The 19,759-nt window shown below is 35.2% G+C and carries 15 protein-coding genes; 4 read left to right on the plus strand and 11 right to left on the minus strand.

The genetic code is table 11. The annotated features are described in order from the left end of the window. Positions 1-1,726 precede the first annotated feature (1,726 nt). The 3 genes from BM238_RS02630 to BM238_RS02640 all read right to left on the minus strand — a co-directional run bounded on the left by BM238_RS02630 (position 1,727) and on the right by BM238_RS02640 (position 4,457). Positions 1,727-2,701 (minus strand): NAD(P)H-quinone oxidoreductase, encoded by a 975-nt coding sequence (locus tag BM238_RS02630; RefSeq protein ID WP_090078623.1) that lies wholly within the window; start codon positions 2,699-2,701, stop codon positions 1,727-1,729. Continuing rightward, complete coding sequence (locus tag BM238_RS02635) at positions 2,698-3,663, minus strand: AbiTii domain-containing protein (RefSeq protein WP_090078624.1); 966 nt, start codon at positions 3,661-3,663, stop codon at positions 2,698-2,700. The genes BM238_RS02630 and BM238_RS02635 overlap by 4 nt, the downstream gene beginning before the upstream one ends. 110 nt (positions 3,664-3,773) lie before the next feature. Continuing rightward, positions 3,774-4,457, minus strand: coding sequence for an AbiTii domain-containing protein (locus BM238_RS02640; RefSeq protein ID WP_090078625.1), 684 nt, complete (start codon positions 4,455-4,457; stop codon positions 3,774-3,776). 260 nt (positions 4,458-4,717) lie between these two features. Between BM238_RS02640 and mnmE the strand changes: the two genes are divergently transcribed. Beyond that, the gene (mnmE, locus tag BM238_RS02645; protein ID WP_090078626.1) at positions 4,718-6,190 is read left to right on the plus strand and encodes a tRNA uridine-5-carboxymethylaminomethyl(34) synthesis GTPase MnmE; all 1,473 of its coding nucleotides are present in this window, start codon (positions 4,718-4,720) and stop codon (positions 6,188-6,190) included. A 289-nt stretch (positions 6,191-6,479) separates the two neighbouring features. Here mnmE and BM238_RS02650 read toward each other — a convergent pair whose 3' ends face one another. Then, positions 6,480-6,932 (minus strand): PA2169 family four-helix-bundle protein, encoded by a 453-nt coding sequence (locus BM238_RS02650; RefSeq protein WP_090078627.1) that lies wholly within the window; start codon positions 6,930-6,932, stop codon positions 6,480-6,482. 647 nt (positions 6,933-7,579) lie between these two features. Here BM238_RS02650 and BM238_RS02655 point away from each other — a divergent pair. Next, on the plus strand, positions 7,580-8,149 hold the full coding sequence (locus BM238_RS02655) for a YciE/YciF ferroxidase family protein (protein WP_090078628.1): 570 nt from the start codon (positions 7,580-7,582) through the stop codon (positions 8,147-8,149). 19 nt (positions 8,150-8,168) lie between these two features. Continuing rightward, positions 8,169-10,307, plus strand: a complete 2,139-nt coding sequence (locus BM238_RS02660) for a catalase (protein ID WP_090078629.1) — start codon at positions 8,169-8,171, stop codon at positions 10,305-10,307. Between the two features lie 96 nt (positions 10,308-10,403). Here BM238_RS02660 and BM238_RS02665 read toward each other — a convergent pair whose 3' ends face one another. The 7 genes from BM238_RS02665 to BM238_RS02695 form a co-directional block, all read right to left on the minus strand. Next, positions 10,404-11,840 carry an NAD(P)-binding protein gene (locus tag BM238_RS02665; RefSeq protein ID WP_090078630.1) on the minus strand — a complete coding sequence of 479 codons (1,437 nt, stop codon included), beginning with the start codon at positions 11,838-11,840 and terminating at the stop codon, positions 10,404-10,406. Position 11,841: 1 nt separating this feature from the next. After that, positions 11,842-12,513 (minus strand): phosphoglycolate phosphatase, encoded by a 672-nt coding sequence (locus BM238_RS02670; RefSeq protein ID WP_090078631.1) that lies wholly within the window; start codon positions 12,511-12,513, stop codon positions 11,842-11,844. Between the two features lie 441 nt (positions 12,514-12,954). Further along, positions 12,955-13,788: a glycosyltransferase family 2 protein gene (locus BM238_RS02675; protein ID WP_090078632.1), complete on the minus strand. Its 834-nt coding sequence runs from the start codon at positions 13,786-13,788 to the stop codon at positions 12,955-12,957. Continuing rightward, complete coding sequence (locus tag BM238_RS02680; RefSeq protein ID WP_090078633.1) at positions 13,781-14,809, minus strand: glycosyltransferase; 1,029 nt, start codon at positions 14,807-14,809, stop codon at positions 13,781-13,783. The genes BM238_RS02675 and BM238_RS02680 overlap by 8 nt, the downstream gene beginning before the upstream one ends. Then, positions 14,809-15,867: a glycosyltransferase gene (locus tag BM238_RS02685; protein WP_090078634.1), complete on the minus strand. Its 1,059-nt coding sequence runs from the start codon at positions 15,865-15,867 to the stop codon at positions 14,809-14,811. The genes BM238_RS02680 and BM238_RS02685 overlap by 1 nt, the downstream gene beginning before the upstream one ends. Continuing rightward, positions 15,864-16,886 carry a glycosyltransferase gene (locus BM238_RS02690; protein WP_090078635.1) on the minus strand — a complete coding sequence of 341 codons (1,023 nt, stop codon included), beginning with the start codon at positions 16,884-16,886 and terminating at the stop codon, positions 15,864-15,866. Before BM238_RS02690 ends, BM238_RS02685 begins: the two co-directional genes overlap by 4 nt. A 9-nt stretch (positions 16,887-16,895) precedes the next feature. Further along, a complete protein-coding gene (locus tag BM238_RS02695; RefSeq protein ID WP_090078636.1) occupies positions 16,896-17,999 on the minus strand; it encodes a glycosyltransferase in 1,104 nt (367 codons plus the stop codon). A gap of 285 nt (positions 18,000-18,284) precedes the next feature. Between BM238_RS02695 and BM238_RS02700 the strand changes: the two genes are divergently transcribed. Further along, a complete protein-coding gene (locus tag BM238_RS02700; protein WP_090078637.1) occupies positions 18,285-19,739 on the plus strand; it encodes a M28 family peptidase in 1,455 nt (484 codons plus the stop codon). Positions 19,740-19,759 lie beyond the last annotated feature (20 nt).

Raw genomic sequence — 19,759 nt, forward strand, 5'->3', positions numbered from 1 at the left:
TTCTTAACGGTTCCGTTTCCTAGGTCGTTTTAAATACAAATTTGCTTTTTAAACCACAAGTTTGCCATTCAGAGCGAAATGAAGCGTGGAATCTCAGCAATTATTTTTACTCTTCATTCTTTTTTCTTGATAAAAAAGAACCAAAAAATCAAGAATGGAAACTCACCTAAAAATTAGATTTTAATTCTAAAATTTCCAAACTCGGGCGGAAACGAATTTGTCTATTCACTCCAAAATTTTTGCCGCCACTCAAACACTGGAAATTTCTTAACGTCTTAAATTCAAATTTTCTTAACGGCTCCGTTTCCTAGGTAGTTTCAAATACAAGCGTCTTTTTTAAATCAAATTTGTCATTCAGAGCGAAATGAAGCAAAGCGGAATGACGTGTGGAATCTCAGCAGTAATTTTTACGCTTCATTCTTTTTTCTTGATAAAAAAGAACCAAAAAATCAAGACTGGAAACTCACCTAAAAATTAGATTTCAATTCTAAAATTTCCAAACTCGGGCGGTAACTAATTTGTTTCTTCAATCCTAATTTTTTGCCGCCACTCAAACACTGGAAATTTCTTAACGAATTAAAATCAAATTTTCTTTACGGTTCCGTTTCCTAGGTCGTTTCAAATAAAAGCGTCTTTTTTAAATCAAATTTGTCATTCAGAGCGAAATGAAGCAAAGCGGAATGCAGCGTGGAATCTAAACTCTAAACTGACTATTTTCGACGAAATTTTGTTAGAAATTTTCCGCCCTTTAGGGCCGGGGAAAAGAAAATTTCTGACGTCTATATATATCCAAAGTTTGTCATTCAGAGCGAAATGAAGCAAAGCGAAATGCAGCATGAAATCTCAACTCTAAACTGAGTATTTTCGACGAAATTTGGTAAGAAATTTTCCGCCCTTTAGGGTCGGGGAAAAGCAAATTTCTAATGTATATCTTTATCCAAATTTTTTCATTCAGAGCGAAATGAAGCAAAGCGGAATGCAGCGCGGAATCTAAATGTTAATTCTTTTTCTACTCTTCATTCTTTTTTCTTGATAAAAAAGAATCAAAAAATCAGGACTGGAAACTCACCTAAAAATTAGATTTTAATTCTAAAATTTCCAAAACTCGGGCGGTAAAGAATTTGTTTCTTCAATCCTAATTTTTTGCCGCCACTCAAACACTGGAAATTTTTTAACGAATTAAATTCAAATTTTCTTAACGGTTCCGTTTCCTAATTCGTTTCTAATACAAGTCTGATTTTTAATGAAAAGTTTGCCATCAGAGCGGAATGAAGCAAATCGGAATGAAGCGCTTAATCTCAGAAGTTATTTTTACATTCCATTCTTTTTTCTTGATAAAAAAGAACCAAAAAATCAAGACTGGAAACTCACCTAAAAATTTAAATTTCAGCCTAAAATTTTTGAACTCGGGCGAAAAGTTTATTTGTTTTCTGAGTTAATCATTTTTTGCCGCCACTCAAACAGAAAAAATTTCTTAACGGCTGAAATCTAAATTTTCTTAACGATTCCGTTTCCTAGGTCAATAAAATGCAAGTTTGTTTATAATTCTCAACGTTGTTATTCAGAGCGAAATGAAGCAAAGCGTAATGCAGCGTGGAATCTCAAATCTAAACGGAAGATTTTTGACGAAATTCCGTGAGAAATTTTCCACCCTTTAGGGATGGGGAAAAGAAAATTTCTGATGTATAAATTATCTTAGAATTAAATTTAACAGGCTCTTAAAAATTTAATCCATCGTCAATAAAATCTTACCGATATGTTCGCTGCTTTCCATGAGTTTGTGGGCTTCGGCGGCTTCTGCGAGAGGAAAGATTTTATAAATAATAGGTTTTATTTCTTTTGATACAAACAAGGGCAAGATATTTTTTGCGACGTCTTTTGCGATCTGGGTTTTTATGTCGTCGGTTTGGGGTTTTAAAAAACTTCCGGTTAAGATGAGATTTTTTGCCATTATCGTGCGCAGATTGATATTGACATCAGAACTTTTCATGCCGTTGATGTAAACTAATCTGCCTTTTTTATTGAGGATTTCGAGATTTTTCTGGGTGTAATCTCCGCCGACCATATCTAAAATGACATCTATTTTTTCGTCTTTCCACACGTCTTCGAAATTGTCTCTTTTGTAATTGATTACGTGATCAACGCCTAAATTTTTAAGGAACTCCACTTTTTCCTCTGTTCCTGCGGTAGAGTAGGTTTCGCAACCCCACGCTTTTGCCATTTGCAGACCCATGGTTCCGATGCCGCTTGTGCCGCCGTGAATTAATAATTTTTCGCCCGGCTGAAGTTGTCCCAAATGAAAGACATCAAGCCAAACGGTGAAAACGGTTTCAGGAATTGCCGCGGCGTCGGTTAAACTGATGCCTTCGGGAACGGGAAGAACGTGCGAACTTTCTACGGCAACGAATTCCGCGTAACCGCCGCCGGGAATTAGAGCGCAGACTTTATCGCCGACTTTTTTATCTGTTACATTCTCGCCGAGTTCTGTTATTTCGCCGGAAACTTCTAAGCCAGGAATTAAAGTTTCAGGGGAATTTTTGCCGTAAGTATTGGTGTTTTGGCGCGTGATCACATCGCTGCGATTGACACCTGCGGCTTTTACTTTAATTAAAACCTGGTTTTTTTCCGGTTTTGGTTTTGGGGTTTCCTGTAATTGTAAAACTTCCGGTCCACCGGATTTTGTTATGTGGATTGCTTTCATTGTCCTATTCCGTAATATGTTTTAATCATTGTTGAAAGTAGTTGTGCGGAAACTGCTGTGGAAATCTTCCCAATTCCTTGTAGAGATTTATCTAAAATTTTTAATATCCATTGTCTGGAATTTTCACCGAGGTTATTATTTTCATCCAAATTTTCTTCAGACACTATTTCTCCTAATTCAATTACATCATTTTCTTCAATGCCATGATTTTTCAGTTGTTTTTTTAATGATTCTAGATCATTTTTTATAATTGAATTTGACATATTAATATTGTTGTCGTTTCCTGTGTTTAGTACATTTCCGTCGCCCGTACTCGTAATTGTTGTATTCATTATATTATTTATTATCTGATTATTTGATTCTATATTTTCTTTAAAACTACTAATCTCAATATTATGCCCAAATTTTTCTCCTATTTCCATAACGAAATCCAATAATTTTACTCTTATAGAACTTTGTATTTCTAAAAAAATATGAGCATTTGAAACAGTATGTGCACTTTGTATTAAAACTTTTCTATTGTCAACCAATATTTGGTTAACTACTTTTTGAATAATTGAAAGCATTTCCATCGGAATAGGACGAAAAATTTCATTTTTACCATCTCCCTCTAACATTTCCTTTGCCATTTTTTCTATAGTCTGTATTCCGTCAAAAATTATCAAATCTCTAAGCCCTTTATTGAAAGGCTCTTCTAACATCGAAATAGGAACTTCCACATTTTGGTTATTCATATAACTCTGCACATTTGCAAATAACCTCTGAGATGATTTTCTATATTTTGGTATTTTATCAATACTTTCATAACCGTTTATTTCTTTATTAGTGAATTCGATTAAATCTGAATTTTTAATAAGTTTTCCAAAATAATTAAGTTTTATAAGAGGGCCTGTAAGAGACAAGTTTACATTTATTAAATCTGAGATTGTTTCCTCTAAAATAAAATTTTTAGAAATATCCATAATTTTTTTATTTGTATTTTTTAGAATTGAAATTTTAACGTGGGAAAAATTCTTTTTACAAATATATTCTAATTGCAGAATTTTGTTTAAAAAATAAAAATAATTTTGATTTATTCTTGTTTATAGTCGAAAGAATTATCATCACCCGTATTTAAAATATTTGCATCTCCATTATTATTTATTATAGTTTTATTGATAATTTTTGAAATCTCTTTCTCTTTATTTCGTAATTCTTTTATTTCAGTTATATTGCCATATTCTTCATCGATTTTCAGCATAAAATCTAGTAATTTATTTCTTACATTTGAAAGAATACCTTCAATGGTTGCTTTTGAAATGACTTTGTTCACATTTTGAACAGAAAGAAAAGGATTGCCTATCTTAATCCAATTATTTTCTATTAAACCAACTATTTCTGCGCGTATTGGTGAATTGAAAGTTGAATTTTTATCGTTATTTGAAAACATATTTTCTAATTCAGTTACACTATTGCTAAAATCTGTACTTCGTAAACTCTTATTCCATTCTTCATCAAGACCAGCAGTAGGAATTTGAGAATTTGTATATCGCATGTTTCCATTTGTAAAATTACCGATTAACAAATTTGGAATTGCCAGTCGGTATTCAGGCAATTCATCAACTGAATTATAACCTGTAAGTTCTGAATCCGCCCAATTTAGTAATTCCTTGTTCTGTATTCTACTAGCCAAAACTTTAGTTTTAAGTAATGCAGAACTTAACGTTTTATTTTGTGGATCTATTAATTCATTAATTATTTGACTGACTAATTCCATTTATGAAAATCTATTTTGTTAATTATTGTATTCAAATATATCACAAATTAAAATATGGGTTTAAATTAAATTTTTCATTTTAAAACCTCCAAAAGAAAAAATCCCCTTCAACCTAGCCCCGATTGCAATGAAAATCCTTTTTTATAAATCTGCGAGAGCAGTTTTATAAAAAAGATTGTAATGGAAAGCGGGTACAGTTTTCGGAAAAAGCAAAACCGTGTTGCTCCTGAATTTCTTTATTATTTCCGTAATTTTGCGGTATGAACGGCAATTTAAATCAAGATACCATCTGTGCATTGGCGACGGCAAACGGAATAGGGGCGTTGGGAATTATCCGGCTTTCCGGGAATGAGGCGGTGGAAATTGCGCAAAAATGTTTTAAAGGAAGTGATCTGCGGACGGCGAAATCGCACTCGGTGCATTATGGATTTGTGGTGGAAAAAGACATAAATGATGAAAGATTGTTGATAAATGATAATGCCAAAATCGATCATCAATCTTCAACCATAAATGATGAATTAATCGACGAAGTGATGGTTTCTGTGTTTCTGGCGCCGAAGACTTTTACGACTGAAGATGTGGTGGAAATTTCTTTCCACGGTTCGCCTCATATTGCGAAAAAAATACTGGAAGTTTTAGTGAAAAATGGCGCGAGACTCGCCAAAGCCGGTGAGTTTACGATGCGCGCTTTTATGAATGGTAGAATAGATCTCGCACAGGCGGAATCCATCGCCGACCTGATCGCATCTGAAAATGAGGCGGCGAGAAAAGTGGCTTTGAACCAATTGAAAGGCGGGATTTCTAAAGAAATATCTTTGTTGCGCGGCGAACTTTTAAATTTTACTTCTTTTCTGGAACTGGAATTGGATTTCGGGGAAGAAGATGTGGAATTTGCGGACCGAACTGCGCTGAATAATTTGCTGGATAAAATTGAGCGGAAATTGAAATCTTTGATTGAAAGTTTCCAATATGGAAATGCGGTGAAAAATGGGGTAGAAGTAGCCATTATCGGGAAACCAAACGCCGGGAAATCGACGCTGTTAAATGCTTTGCTGAAAGAGGAACGTGCGATCGTAAGTGCGATTGCGGGAACGACGCGCGACACGATTGAGGAAGTTTTGCACATTAAAGGCAATGCGTTCCGGTTTATTGATACGGCTGGTTTGCGGGAAACGACGGATGAAATTGAGAAAATTGGCGTGCAAAAAGCGAAAGAGAAAATTGCCTCGGCAAAAATCCTGCTTTATCTTTATGACGAGTTTGATTCTTCGGCGGAAGAAGTGATCAGTTTTATCAAAGAGTTTCAGCGTAAAGATCTGAAGATCATTTTGCTTCATAATAAAATTGACCTTAATGGCGGTTATTTTGAAAATGAACTGGACACGAAAATAAAATCTGAATTATTCCCGGATATTACGAATACGATTATTGGTATTTCCGCGAAAGATGTGGAAAGCGTAGAAGTTTTAAAAACGGAATTGTCGCTTTACATTGAAGATTTGAAAGATACAGAAAGCAATGTGATCGTTTCTAACCAAAGGCATTATGAGGCGTTGAAAAGTTCTTTGTTGGCTGTTGATGCGGTAAAAGAAGCCATAAAATCTAAAATTCCAACAGAACTTTTAGCATTTGAATTAAGAAATGTTTTGGAAAATCTGGGCGAGATTTCCGGGGAATTTACGAATGATGAAGTTTTGGGGAATATATTTTCAAAATTCTGCATCGGTAAATAGTTTAAATATTATTTCTACCTTCACTACTTATGATCTTACCATATTTTAACCTAAAAAAGTTGTACCAAAACATTTCAACAGGTAAGATTTATCAGAGGAAGGATTTATTTTAAAAAAAAACAAACTCTTCCAAATTGAAAGAGTTTGTAAATGAAATATTTAATTATACTATTTGAGAATAACCTAAAAGCAATAAAAAATTTAACTTAATAAGTTGTTTTCTTATTTGGGTTATTAAAATATTAATTTTGATACTAATAAATTCGTCTCAGTTGTAGTTTTTTTAAAATTAACCAGCATTATCTTCTAAACTGCTGAATTTCGCATAAGAGCTTCGTAACTTCTCCAACTGATCCTGAACAAGTTCTCTGCTTTTTGAACATAATTCACCACTGCTTAGCGCATCTTCATAGGCTTTAATAGCAGCATTTTCTCCAAACGTAACATTTTCAAGAGTTGATTCATCTTTATTTACAGAAAATGCATCTTTAACTGCTATCCAGGTGCGGTGTAAACCGCCTGCGATAGTTGTAGAATTTTCAGGTTCGCCGCCTTTTTCTGTGATCAGAGCGGATAAGTCTGATCTCATTCTCGTCGCTTGATCAACCATCATTTCATAGTCACTATTTAGTCCTGTAAAAGATTCAATTGCTTTTTTATCCACAGCTTGAAAACCATGTAATCGATCATTGGTAATTTGTAAAAGCTCATTTAGTGCTTCAATTGTCTTTGAATTTTCCATAATAAAATATTTGAATTTGTTTGAAATATGGTTTACAATTAAAATACCGATAATTTATTTTTTAATCATTTTAATTTTTACAGTTATTTTTTATTTCTATTGAACAAAAACTGAAATTGACTCTGAATTTGAAGTGTAATCTTGTTAAATATTCTTCTTAAATCCCAAAAATTATTTGCAGTAAAAAAATATCCTATTTGTAAATTATAATTGTTCTAAAAGGTAATTCACAATTTTGATGGTCATATTCTGATTGAATCGATTTCAAAAATAAGTCATAATACTCTTATCCATTTTATAAAAGATGCAAATGCTTTTTTCTTTTTTAAAACACAAAAGACTGTCTTAGAAGTTCATAAATTTGATAATATTTAAATATTAGGAATACATTTTAAAACTAGTCAATGGTAAGTTTAAAGTGGTAATACTTAAACAATAAAAGTTGAAAGCTTTTAAACTAATAGCTTTTATTATTCATTTCAGGCTGCATCAGTTATTTTAAATCTATTCTTTTTTACAGTTGATTTCAATGACATATAAAAAGAATTTTGATTGACGGTGAATAATAAAATTTTGAATTGAAACAAATTAAAAATTACAGTTAGGGCATAATAAAATATATATAAATCACAAACAAATATTTAAAAATGAAAACAAATCAGAAAAAAGAAGAAAGTAAAACTGAAAAATCAGATGTTGCAGGAAATTTGCGCAAATTTTTCGTAGATGCACTTAAAGATATTTACTGGGCGGAAAATGCTTTAGTAAAAGCACTGCCGAAAATGTTTGACAATGCAACAGATCAAAAATTGAAATCTGCAATTAAAGATCATTTAGACCAAACCAAATCACATGTTGAGAGATTAGATCAGGTTTTTGCTTCGATGGATCTTAAAGCAGAAGGCAAAAAGTGCAAGGCGATGGAAGGTCTGATCAGTGAAGGTGAAGAAATTCTTGAAGAAACGGAAATTGGAGCTGTGCGTGACGCAGGAATTATAGCAGCTTCTCAAAAAATCGAACACTATGAAATTGCCACTTATGGAACTTTGGCTGCGTATGCTAAAACTTTAAATGAAAAAACAGCATTGGATCTTTTGCTCAGAACACTTGGTGAGGAAAAGAAAGCGGATGCACTATTAAGCACAATAGCGGATACAAATCTAAATGCGCAGGCTGCTTCAGAAAATTTCAGATCAGATGATTTGACCGCAGTTTAATTAATATTAAAATTAGGAAATGAAAATAGACGAAAAAGGACCATTTGAAGATGGTGCGAATCCCAAGAAAGAACAGTTAGGAAAATTCACGACGGATAATAATGGTGAATATCTTACAACAGATCAGGGTTTAAAAATTAACGACGATCAAAATTCTCTAAAATCTGGAGAAAGAGGAGCGACGTTATTGGAAGATTTTATACTCCGTGAGAAAATTACACATTTTGACCACGAAAGAATCCCGGAAAGAATTGTTCACGCGAGAGGATCCGGAGCACATGGTGTGTTTGAACTTTATAAACCAATGGCCAAATACACGAAGGCCAAATTTCTGAATGAAACTTCCATCAAAACACCTGTTTTTGCCAGATTTTCAACCGTGGCAGGAAGCAAAGGTTCGACCGATGTTGCCCGCGATACAAGAGGATTTGCCGTTAAATTTTATACTCAAGAAGGCAATTATGATCTTGTAGGTAATAATATGCCGGTTTTTTTCATTCAGGATGCTATTAAATTTCCGGATTTAATTCATGCCGTGAAACCGGAACCAGACAGAGAATTCCCACAGGCTGCATCTGCACACGATACATTTTGGGATTTTATTTCCTTAATGCCGGAGTCTATGCACCATATTTTTTGGACTATGAGTGATCGCGCACTGCCGCGAAGCTTAAGAATGATGGAAGGTTTTGGAATACACACATTTAGATTTATAAATGACGAAGGTAAATCACACTTTGTAAAATTCCATTGGAAACCTCTACAAGGCGTGATGGGATTAGCGTGGGATGAAGCGCAGAGAATATCAGGAAAAGACAGCGATTTTCATAGAAAAGATCTTTGGGAAGCTATTGACAGCGGTCATTTTCCGGAATGGGAATTGGGTGTTCAGATTGTTCCACAAGAAGATGAACATAAATTTCCATTCGATCTTCTTGATCCAACTAAATTAATTCCGGAAGAAATGGTTCCTGTAGAAATTATCGGAAAAATGACTTTAAATAGAAATCCTGATAATTTCTTTGCGGAAACAGAGCAGGTTGCTTTTCATCCCGGACATCTAGTGCCGGGAATTGATTTTAGTAATGATCCGCTTTTGCAAGGAAGATTATTTTCCTACACAGATACACAAATATCAAGATTAGGCGGACCAAATTTTCATGAGATTCCTATCAACAAATCCATTCCTGATGTTACGAATAATCAGCGGCAAGGAATTCACAGAACACAGATAAATACAGGAAGGGTTTCTTACCATCCAAACTCTTTAGGCGGCGGTTGTCCTTTTCAGGCAGGTCAGGCTGAAGGTGGATTTAATTCTTACGAGGAAAGAATTGACTCTGTAAAGATCAGAAAAAGAAGCAAAAGTTTTTTCGATCATTTCAGTCAGCCAGAACTTTTTTACAACAGTTTATCAAAACACGAAAAACGACATCTTCAAAATGCATTTTCATTTGAACTGGGCAAAGTCAAAACAGTACCAATTCGTCAAAGGGTAGTAAATATGCTTTTAGAAATTGATGAAAGTCTAGCGAAAATCGTTGGTGATAATTTAGGCTTAATTGCAAGTCGATTACCGCAGCCAATCACAGGAAGTATTCCTGCAGACGCCAAATTGGAAGACTATCATTCTTTTAAAGGAGATTTAGATCTAAAAGAAGCACCGTCACTTAGTATGTCGGATAAACTTCAAAAAGATATTAAAGCAAGAAAAATTGCATTTTTAGTAGCTGATGGAGTTGATGATAAAGCCTTTACAGAAGTTAAAAAACATATTTGTGAACTTGATGCTACTGTTATTATAATAGCAGAAAAACAGGGATTTATAACTACCAAAGCTGGCGATCAATTTCCAATAGATGAGAGTTTATTGACGGCAGCTTCAGTTGTTTTTGATGCAGTTTATATTCCGGGTGGAGAAGGTGTTAAAAATTTATGCTCAAATGCTGATGCCGTACATTTTGTAGCTGAAGCATTTAAACACTGTAAACCAATCTCCGCAGATGGTAGTGGAATTGAACTGTTGCAAAAATCATTGAATGAAGAAGCAATTAAGGGTGAAGGTATATGTACTTCAGGGAAATTGGAAGATTTTATCGAAGATATCAAACAACATCGTTTTTGGTCAAGAGAAGAAACTCCTGATGTTCCGGCTTAAATTTTAGGTAGAGAATAATTGATTAAAAATAAACTCCTTCATAATTTGAAGGAGTTTATTTTTTATCTTTAAATTACGAAAATTAACATTTTAAAATTAATCCTTTGAGATAAGCAATCTGGACATGGCTTCTGGATAACCACGCTGAATGGTAAGTTCGCTTGCCAGTTCATCAATCTCGCTTTTTGGAATATCCAGAAGTGTGAAGTTCGGATCTACCATTACCTCAACGGAAGAAATGATTTTTTCTTTCTGTATTTGCGCTATGATCTGATTGGCAACCGTTAATGCTGAAGATGCTTTCACAATTTCACTTCGCGCATAAGATTTTTCCGGGAAACTTACTTCGCCTACACGAAGATCCGGATTATCTCCCGGAATTTGCTGCGCCCCAAACATGGGCGGTCCACCAACTACAGCAGTTTCAAATGAAGGTAAAAATTTAGATATGAATTCTATTCCGTTTTCCGTTCTGGTGTTTATTTCTTCTTTTTCCCAGGCAACATTTAATTTTTGACGGATGTCTTTATTGAATCTTGGCTGCACTTCATCTTTTTTAGATTTTACCAGACCATCTTTAAACAAAGTAATATCCTTTGTCATGCCATGAATTTGGTAATAATCTTCGCAGTAAGGTGTCAGTTGCGCCATGCCGTGGGACGTTCCGCGCTTTCCATGAAATATCAGTTCCGGAATCAAACCTCCGATTGGTTCCCATTTTGACACGTAAGCCGCTTTAAATTCTATAAGCCGTTTTGTGCTTAAATGTAAAGATTCATCTATAATTCCGGTTTTAAAGCCACATGAATTTACCAGATATTTCACTTTGAAAGAGGCGTCTTTGGTTTGTATTTCCCAATTATGATCGACATTTTCATCACGGATATCTTTAATATCTGTAACGCTTGTATTTAATTTTAGATCGCATTTTTTTGTTTTAATTAAAGCCAACTGTGCCTGCGCTGCAAGTCTAAAAAGATTCCACCCAAATTCCTGAACGATGAAAACGGGAAGTTTTAGTCTATCTATATCAACTAATTGCAGCGTGTTAGACATCCATTCATCCGTGGTTTTGGGGAATTTTACCGTTGGAAGGTCTTTTAATAGGGAAAGTTCTTTCTTATTGTAAATTTTATAATAATCTTCCGGTTCACCGAGAATTTTATTGGAAGGATCATCTTTAATTAACTTTTTATAGTGCTTTACAAGCATCTTTAATCTGGTTTCTATGTCATAAGTTTCATAATCTTTTTCAGATTTTGGGATGCTGATAAAAGTGGGTCTTTCATCGATCGATTGCGGGAAGAGTTTCGCCATATCAATGGATTGCTCCATAAGGATCCTGCATTCTTCATCAGTAATATCAGGATAAAGATTTCCACCTGCGTGCAAATGACAGAAAGGCGGTCCATTTACCACGCTTTCATGTTCTTCAAATATAATACTTTCTATACCGTATTTAGCGGCTTGTAAAGCCATCACGGCGCCTGAAACACCACCACCGATGATCCCTAAATTATAAATCTTTGACATTTTAAAATATGTTTTGTAAGTCTGCAAAATTATCTACAACCAAACTTGGTTTGTAATTAGCAATATGTTCGTTGTAATTGTAGCCGTAGGTTAAGCCTATACTTTCCATTTCTGCATTTTGAGCCGCAAGAATATCATTTTTAGAATCTCCTATCATGACTGTTTTATCTGAACTCACTTTCATTTTTTTTGCTAAATGAAGCAGTGGCGCAGGATCCGGTTTTTTCTCCGGCAAAGAATCTTCTCCGATCCAGCAGGTAAAATATTTTTTAATTTCTAATGTTTCTAATATTGGCTCAATGAAATCGTCCGGTTTATTGGTACAGATCACCATTTTAAAACCCTTTTCATGAAGATATTTTAAGGTTTCAATTACACCTGGGTAAGTGTATGTTTCTTTACAAGGCTCTTCTTTATACGCTGCGAAATAATATTTAAAAGCTTTATCAAAAAAAGCATCCGATATTTCTTTATCTTTCATGGCTTTTTCTAAAGCTCTTTTTACTAGCGTTTTTGCACCGTTGCCAATGAATGGCGTTACCTCTTCCACGGTTAATTCTGCCAAGTCATAATGCTTCAACATTTTGTTAATGGCAATCGTAAGATCCGGAATACTGTTGATCAATGTGCCATCTAAATCAAAAATGATTAGTTCTTTGTCTTTAAAATTCATAAATTTTATTTGGTATGGAAAGTAATTTGTGTTTTTTATTACTATGATTTGGTGATTTCTATTAATGAAAAAAACATCAATATTTTTAGTAAGAAATTGTTTTAAATTTTAATATTTGTAATGTAATTATGCAAAGATAACAAAACAATTTAGCAAAAAAAGTGGATGAAAATCATTGTCTTGATTTGAAAATTACAGTTTGGTGATTTTTAACATCATATTCATCTTTATACAATTATTTTGCCGCTTAGTATTTTACACAGGTTTTATTTTTGCTACGAATGATAAATTTTGATCGTTATTGTTTTTATATCAAATGCCAGCAATAATGTATATTTTTATATTCTAAATCAGCAAGTCTAATAATTCACGAAAACTAATTTAATAAGTCAAAAAAACATTAATTTCAATTAAAATTTTAAAAATGAAAGCAATGATTTTTTAATACGGATTGGGAGAAACACTATTTTTTATCTGAATTTCCGTAGGTTTTTGAATGATGGTAATGTCGTCATCTTCATCGATTTTTATCAATCCTAATTCTTCAAATCTCCGCAACCAGCGCTGCATTGGCAAAACTTTCCATTTTATTTTATACTGTTTTGCATTTTTAATGATAGATTCAAAATAATTGAGCGGCGGATCAAACTTATCGTGGTACTGATGCAAAATATAATCACGAACAAAAATTTGCTTAATTCCTTCACTATTAAATGACATTGCAAAATCGGTATCTTCTGCGCCATAACCTGTAAAATTTTCATCAAAGCCACCAATTTTCCCAAAAGTTGCTTTTTTAATGGCAAAAATTAAAGACCAGAATTTCAGATGTGGGATCGGTTCATTCGAAGGAATATGTTTACGCTCGGGATGAGGAATTGCATTATGAATTAATTCCGAATATGTTCCGTTTTCTGGAACTATTGGCAGATACAACGGATAAGCTACAATAATATTTTCTTCCGTTAAATTCATTAGCATACTTTCGAAAAGACTTGGCGAAACGATACAGTCAACATCTATAAAAATAATATTATCCGTTTCTGCGGTAGAAATCCCCATATTCCGGGCTGAAGCAAGTGGTAAACTGTGATCGTCTTTTATTAATTTAATATTGACTTTTAAACCTTCAGGAATTTCAATTCCAGCAAGATTGTCCATGCAAATAATTTGGATATCAAACGGAAAAATAGTCGATTGTTTGATTGAATCCAGAAGATTTGCAAGTTGCTTACGCCTTCCTTTTACGAGTGTCACCATACTAAAATCACGCATACCAGTTTTTCATTTTTAAAGCTATTTCTTTTGGAGCCAATTCATTAACCAAATTATCATGATCAGGCGTAAAAGTTTTTGCTTTTTGAATTAAATCTTGCCATTGATCGGCACTAAAATTTTCCTCTCCCAGAAGTGCAATATTTTTATTTGCTAAAACCCAGGCGTGAATTTTTTGCTCGTCATAAGGTCTTGTTTCAGGGAGAAGGATCAAACGTTTGCCAAGCGATAAAAGTTCGGCGACTGTGTTTTGACCGGCTGCTGAAATGACAACATTTCCAACGATCGCCTCACCAATATTTTTAACACGGCCAAGCTGCGAAGTATTTTTAGCAAGATCATAAGTCCTCTTATTTCCTATAATCGTAAATCGTGTATTTTGATTTTTTGTCATATTTTGAAGAACAGCTTCATCATAATTATCATAACCTAAAATTACGGTAACGTCATCTGCTTCTTCAGATTTAAAATGATTAAACTCAAAGCCATAAAACTTTGAAATGTAGCCACTATAATAGGTTTTATATTTAAATTGATAATTATCCTGTTCAAGAGAGGGAGGAAAATGTGCAATAATATGATCAGCCAATTCGTGTGCAAAAATCTGCGTTGGATCCTGTTCAATATTTCCCGGCAAATGAACTAAAACGACAGGAACGCCCATTCCGCGAACCATAATTGCCAGTTCCGGAAGACCATCGCAATAAAAAGCCTTGGGTTGATATTTAATGATCGCTTCAGCTAAAAACTTGGTGCGAAATGCAGGCTCAATAGAATAGGGCGTCACTTCAAAAGCTTTGGAAAAAGTATGCTCAGGAATTTCGTAGTTTTCGGGATACTTTGCGGGCAATTCTAAAACTTCAATGTTGTAATTTTTCTCAAGATAATTGGTGATTTCATGATTTGTAGTAATCGCAACCACATTAAAAAAGACAGATAATTCCGGGAACAGCATATTAAATGTCGCCCGGTGACCATTTCCGTGCGCATGCACAAAATAAAACAGCGTTGGTTTATTCATTATTGTATATTTTTTGCAACGCGTTCATAAATTTTAACATAAGCTTCAGAAGTTTTTGTCATATCAAAAGATGATGCAAAATCCCTGCACGCTTCAAAAGTAGATTTTTCAGCAATATCTAAAGGTTTTATCAAATCCCGCCAATCGTTTGAATCTACCGCGATACATACTTTTTCGTGGCGCAGTTCCGGTGGAATAGCGGTATAAAACCCAACAACCGGCAAACCGCTCGCAAGCATTTCTATGGTGCTTAATCCAAAAGGTTCTTCCCAAACGGCAGTTGCAAGAAATGCAGATGCGCCTGCAGCCAGTTTGCTTAACTTTTGCTGAGTAACATGAGAAATGTATTCTATATTTTCATTCAAGTGCGGCTCAACATGATTTTTAAAATAATCAGTATTAAATATTGGGCCTACTATTTTTAATTGTTTATTTAAATAATTTGCCAAATGTATAGCGGCTTCCACATTTTTTTCTTTTGCAATTCGCCCGCTCCAAAGTAAATAACCGTCAGATTTCCGTTGGTTTAATTTCCAGTTTTTTAGTGGAATTCCATTTAAAATTACTGCTAAATCATTACCAAGAAATGGCTTCCATTGTTCGCTCATTCTTTGTGAAATACCAATCGGTAACGCCCTCGAATGTTTAATGAAAAATTGATACATTAATATAAACTTTTCCGTGGGAGGAAGATGCAGGGTTAAAATTGCCGGCGTTTTTAAAAGTGCGCCTGCCGCGTATATTTCCGGTATAAAAGAATTGTAATGAATAACATCATAATTTGTAACATCAAACAAACCATATTGCAAAGTCTGAAAATGCTTTTGGCCAAGCTCTTCGGAACACGCCCGGTAAGAATCATCTTTCATGCTCAGCGGACTTTCTTTAAACTCAATTACCTGAAAGAGATTTTTTTCGTCAGCATCTTTTGCGATCACATCCACGGAATGACCAAGCCGAACTAATTCGTTGGCGTGCTCAACTATAAAAGCTTCTGTGCCACCATTATAAGGTTCACGTAATGAGATGAAAGGTCCTGCAACAATTAAAATTTTCATATTAAATCTTCAAAATACTTTATGTAATTTTCAGCCATTATCTGTAAAGAAAATTGTTTCGCATGTTGCCTTACTTTTTTACTGTCCAAAGCCATTGCATCGGTGATCGCTTTTGCTAATGATTTTACGTTTTTTTGTTCTGAAACAACACCGCTTTTGATATCAATTAATTCACGGAAAGCACCACGTTCAAACCCGGCAACCGGAACTCCCGACGCCATCGCTTCAATATTTGTAAGGCCAAAAGGCTCTTCCCAACGAACGGCGCTAACAATTGCAGCCGCAGCTTTCATGTTTAACTGAATTTCAGATTGTTTTAAATGTCCTAAATACAGATCACTTCTTCTGATGCGCGGTTTGATCTGTTCCTCAAAATAGGTTTCATCATCAATTGGTCCGGCAAATTTTAAAGGCATATTTACTTCGTGAGCGGCATCGATCACAATATCCAAACCTTTGGCATGCACAATTCTGCCAAACCAGAAAAGATACTCCGCATTTTCCCGAACAGGAGGCCATTTGTAAAGATCAACACCATTATAAATCACTGTTGAGCCATTATCTAAAAAAGGTTCCCAGGTTTTTTGAAATGATCTAGAAGGCAGAACGAAATGGAGATTCTTTGAATGTGAAGCAATTTTAATCGCTGCTTTCAATTTGCTGATTGGTGGCGTGTGTATCGTTGTGATCAAAGGAACAGAAGATTTTGCACCCCAAAGTATGGGCAATTCGTGCGTGGAATTATTATGAACAACATCAAAATCATTCGTCTCAATATCATTTAATATAGAAAGATATTCATCGTCTTCGTAGATGCTAAAATAGTCGCTATCGCGTTTTTCTTCGCCGTAAAACCCTTTTACATTTAGTTTAGGATCGCTGTCCTTGTGCGCATACAAAGTGATTTCATGACCGAGGCGCAGATATTCCTGACACAAAGAATGGGTAAAAGATTCTAAACCACCACGAAAAGGTTCAGCAATGGGCAGTCTTGTTTTGGCTATAACAGCAATTTTCATATTAAACAGTTAGTTTAAAGACTGTAATTTTTCATCAAAGATTTGAACAGAATTATCATCTTTAAATTTTATAGGATCTAATAAATTTTCTTGACTTAAAATATGTTGATACAAATTTAAATAATCCAATGTCATTTTTTGAACAGTCATACCAGCTGCAAATTCTCTGCATTTATAAGGGCTGATAGTTCTGCTTTTTTTGATAAGCGCAATCAAATCTTGCCAGCGTAAAGATGCCGTCGTCAAAACGCTCTCATGCGACCAACCTTGCGGTACAGCGGTGTTAAATCCCACAACCGGCAAACCACTCGCCAGCATTTCTAAAGCTGCCAGACCAAAAGGTTCCTGCCAGGTTGCCGTGGCGAGATAGGCCATTGCTTTTTTTGCCAAATTATTTAATTCGCTTTGCGTCACATGACCAACATACTCGATCTGTTCATTCAGATGAGGTTTTACCTGATCATCAAAATACGGTTGATCAGCAATTCTGCCGGCAATCTTTAGGGGAAGTTTCATTTCCTGTGCCACGCGAATGGCAGCTGCCACGTTTTTCTCATCGTTAATTCTTGCAGACCACAGCAAATATTCCGGTTTTCGTGAAGCGTTTGTTGGCCAAAGATTAATGTCTATTCCGTTGTGTATTAATGGGATATTTAAATCCAGCGCTTTGTCCCATTCATTTTTCACCCGTCCGGATATGGCGATAAATTGCAGATTGTTGTTAAGAGAGAGTTCCTTATAAGCGGCTACTCGTTTATTGTCTGCCGGGGAATGAAGTGTTAAAAATGATTTATTTTTTAATTCACATCCCGTTTTGATGAGGTGCGGATAAAACATATTATAGTGCACCACATCATATTGATTGAAATTAATTGTTTTAAACTGAATTTTTTCTGTCAATTGCCGGAGAAAATTAGTTTCGTCTGCAGTTGATCTTGTGAAGGGATTGATCAAATTAAATTTTGAATTAAGCTCCGCTTTTTCGGCTACGATATCAACTTTGTGACCTTCAGCGATCAGCTGATTTGCAAATGAAACGATAAATGATTCGATACCGCTGTCGTAGGGTTCTTTAAGGGAAATGCCAGGACCTGACACCAGTAAAATATTCATAACAATAAAAATGTGAAGAGATCTCTAAATTATTAAATGTAAAAGACATCTTTAAAAAACAAAATAATTTAAATGATTTACAATGTACAGACATTTTCAAACATTAGAAAAGACCAAATTATAAAAGTGGTTTTTGCCTCTTTAATAATTTTTATTGGGTTAAATATTATTATTTAAAAGTTGATTTTTATTCTTTAAATTAGTTGTTCCATTAAAACTGATAAATTTTAAATAACTCAATTCAAGTATTGTATTCGGAAAACTAACTTTTAAACTACATTAATTATGACTTCAAAACACCTGATTTTTATTCCGCTGCTTTTTATTTCAAATTTGTTTTCAAGCCAAACTACCGCGCCCAAGATGGCAGAGATCAAACAGGTTGATCTTAAAAATAATTTGTATGAATTAGCCGGTGATGCTTTCCGCGGAAGACGAGCCGGCGAGATCGACGAGATGAGAGCCGCAGTTTGGGTGGCTCAAAAAGCGCGGGAAGCAGGATTAAAACCTGCCGGTGAAGATGGTACTTTTTTTCAGTTTTTTAATATGAAACGCAGTAGGATCGCCGATGCGAGCAGCATTATGTTGAACGGCAAAAAACTTGATCTCTGGAAAGACGTTTGGGCAACCAATGTTGTTGAAGCAGACCTCAGCGGAAATGTCGTGTGGCTGGACAAAATGCCGGACAGTTCTATGGATCTAAAAGGCAAGATTGTCGCGATGAAAATAGTATCGCCTACGCCTGCCATTCCAACCTGGGTCAGTCTTTGGCAATACCGCTATACCGCTTCAGCGATGAGTCAGCAGTCTAAAGAATTAATTAAAAATGGAGTAGCGGCGGTTATTTTTGTTGCCGATGATACAGTAGAATCTTTAATTTCTTTTACGGGGTTTCATTTTGAAGAAGGCAATTATAATATCGAAGGTCAAAAACTCGCTGATAAAAACGCACTTCCTTTATTGCTGGTCAGTAAAAAACTCGAAAATATATTCAGGAATGAAAAACCCGAGGTTAAACTTGACCTCAAAACAGACGACTTTGATTATCCGTCCGTAAATGTGGTCGCAAAAGTAGAAGGCACAGATGTAAATTTAAAAAAAGACTATGTGCTTTTTAGTGGTCATATTGACCACGACGGTGTTGGCCCGGAAGTCAATGGAGATCCCATTTGGAATGGTGCTGATGACAACGGCAGTGTGACGGTGGCGATGTTGGCAATCGGTCGCGCCTGGAGCAAAGCACCGGCAAAAAGATCTGCTCTTTTTGTGTGGCATGGCTCAGAAGAGCGTGGTTTATTGGGTTCCCGTTATTTCGTAAATCACCCAACTGTGCCGTTAACTTCTATTGCTGCGGTTTTAAACGGCGATATGATCGGCAGAAATGCGCCGGATTCCGCCGCACTTTTAGGCATTACTGATCACCGGAATTCTGATGAACTAGTTGCTGTTACGCTTGAGGCAAATAAAACCACGGGCAATTTCAAAATTGATACGTCCTGGGATGCAGCCAGTCATCCGGAGAACTGGTATTACCGAAGTGACCATTTGCCGTACGCTCAGGCGAAGATACCGGCTATTTTCTTCACTACATTATTACATCCCGATTACCACACGCCGTTCGACAGTCCGGACAAGATCGATTATGTAAAACTTACAAAAATGACCAAATGGATGTACGAAACAGGTTGGATAGTCGCGCAGGCACCAAAACGTCCGGCTTTGATTGAAATCAAAAAATAAAACAGAAAGCAAGTTCTTAA

The organism is Halpernia frigidisoli (genome assembly GCF_900113805.1).
GTDB classification, from domain to species: Bacteria; Bacteroidota; Bacteroidia; order Flavobacteriales; family Weeksellaceae; genus Halpernia; species Halpernia frigidisoli.

Bases quoted from the DNA above. Each gene is read 5' to 3' on its own strand.
- BM238_RS02640 (WP_090078625.1), bottom strand. From the start codon at position 4,457: ATGGAATTAGTCAGTCAAATAATTAATGAATTAATAGATCCACAAAAT.
- BM238_RS02670 (WP_090078631.1), bottom strand. From the start codon at position 12,513: ATGAATTTTAAAGACAAAGAACTAATCATTTTTGATTTAGATGGCACA.
- BM238_RS02655 (WP_090078628.1), top strand. From the start codon at position 7,580: ATGAAAACAAATCAGAAAAAAGAAGAAAGTAAAACTGAAAAATCAGAT.
- mnmE (WP_090078626.1), top strand. From the start codon at position 4,718: ATGAACGGCAATTTAAATCAAGATACCATCTGTGCATTGGCGACGGCA.
- BM238_RS02700 (WP_090078637.1), top strand. From the start codon at position 18,285: ATGACTTCAAAACACCTGATTTTTATTCCGCTGCTTTTTATTTCAAAT.
- BM238_RS02665 (WP_090078630.1), bottom strand. From the start codon at position 11,840: ATGTCAAAGATTTATAATTTAGGGATCATCGGTGGTGGTGTTTCAGGC.
- BM238_RS02630 (WP_090078623.1), bottom strand. From the start codon at position 2,701: ATGAAAGCAATCCACATAACAAAATCCGGTGGACCGGAAGTTTTACAA.
- BM238_RS02685 (WP_090078634.1), bottom strand. From the start codon at position 15,867: ATGAAAATTTTAATTGTTGCAGGACCTTTCATCTCATTACGTGAACCT.
- BM238_RS02690 (WP_090078635.1), bottom strand. From the start codon at position 16,886: ATGAAAATTGCTGTTATAGCCAAAACAAGACTGCCCATTGCTGAACCT.
- BM238_RS02680 (WP_090078633.1), bottom strand. From the start codon at position 14,809: ATGAATAAACCAACGCTGTTTTATTTTGTGCATGCGCACGGAAATGGT.
- BM238_RS02675 (WP_090078632.1), bottom strand. From the start codon at position 13,788: ATGCGTGATTTTAGTATGGTGACACTCGTAAAAGGAAGGCGTAAGCAA.
- BM238_RS02660 (WP_090078629.1), top strand. From the start codon at position 8,169: ATGAAAATAGACGAAAAAGGACCATTTGAAGATGGTGCGAATCCCAAG.
- BM238_RS02695 (WP_090078636.1), bottom strand. From the start codon at position 17,999: ATGAATATTTTACTGGTGTCAGGTCCTGGCATTTCCCTTAAAGAACCC.
- BM238_RS02635 (WP_090078624.1), bottom strand. From the start codon at position 3,663: ATGGATATTTCTAAAAATTTTATTTTAGAGGAAACAATCTCAGATTTA.
- BM238_RS02650 (WP_090078627.1), bottom strand. From the start codon at position 6,932: ATGGAAAATTCAAAGACAATTGAAGCACTAAATGAGCTTTTACAAATT.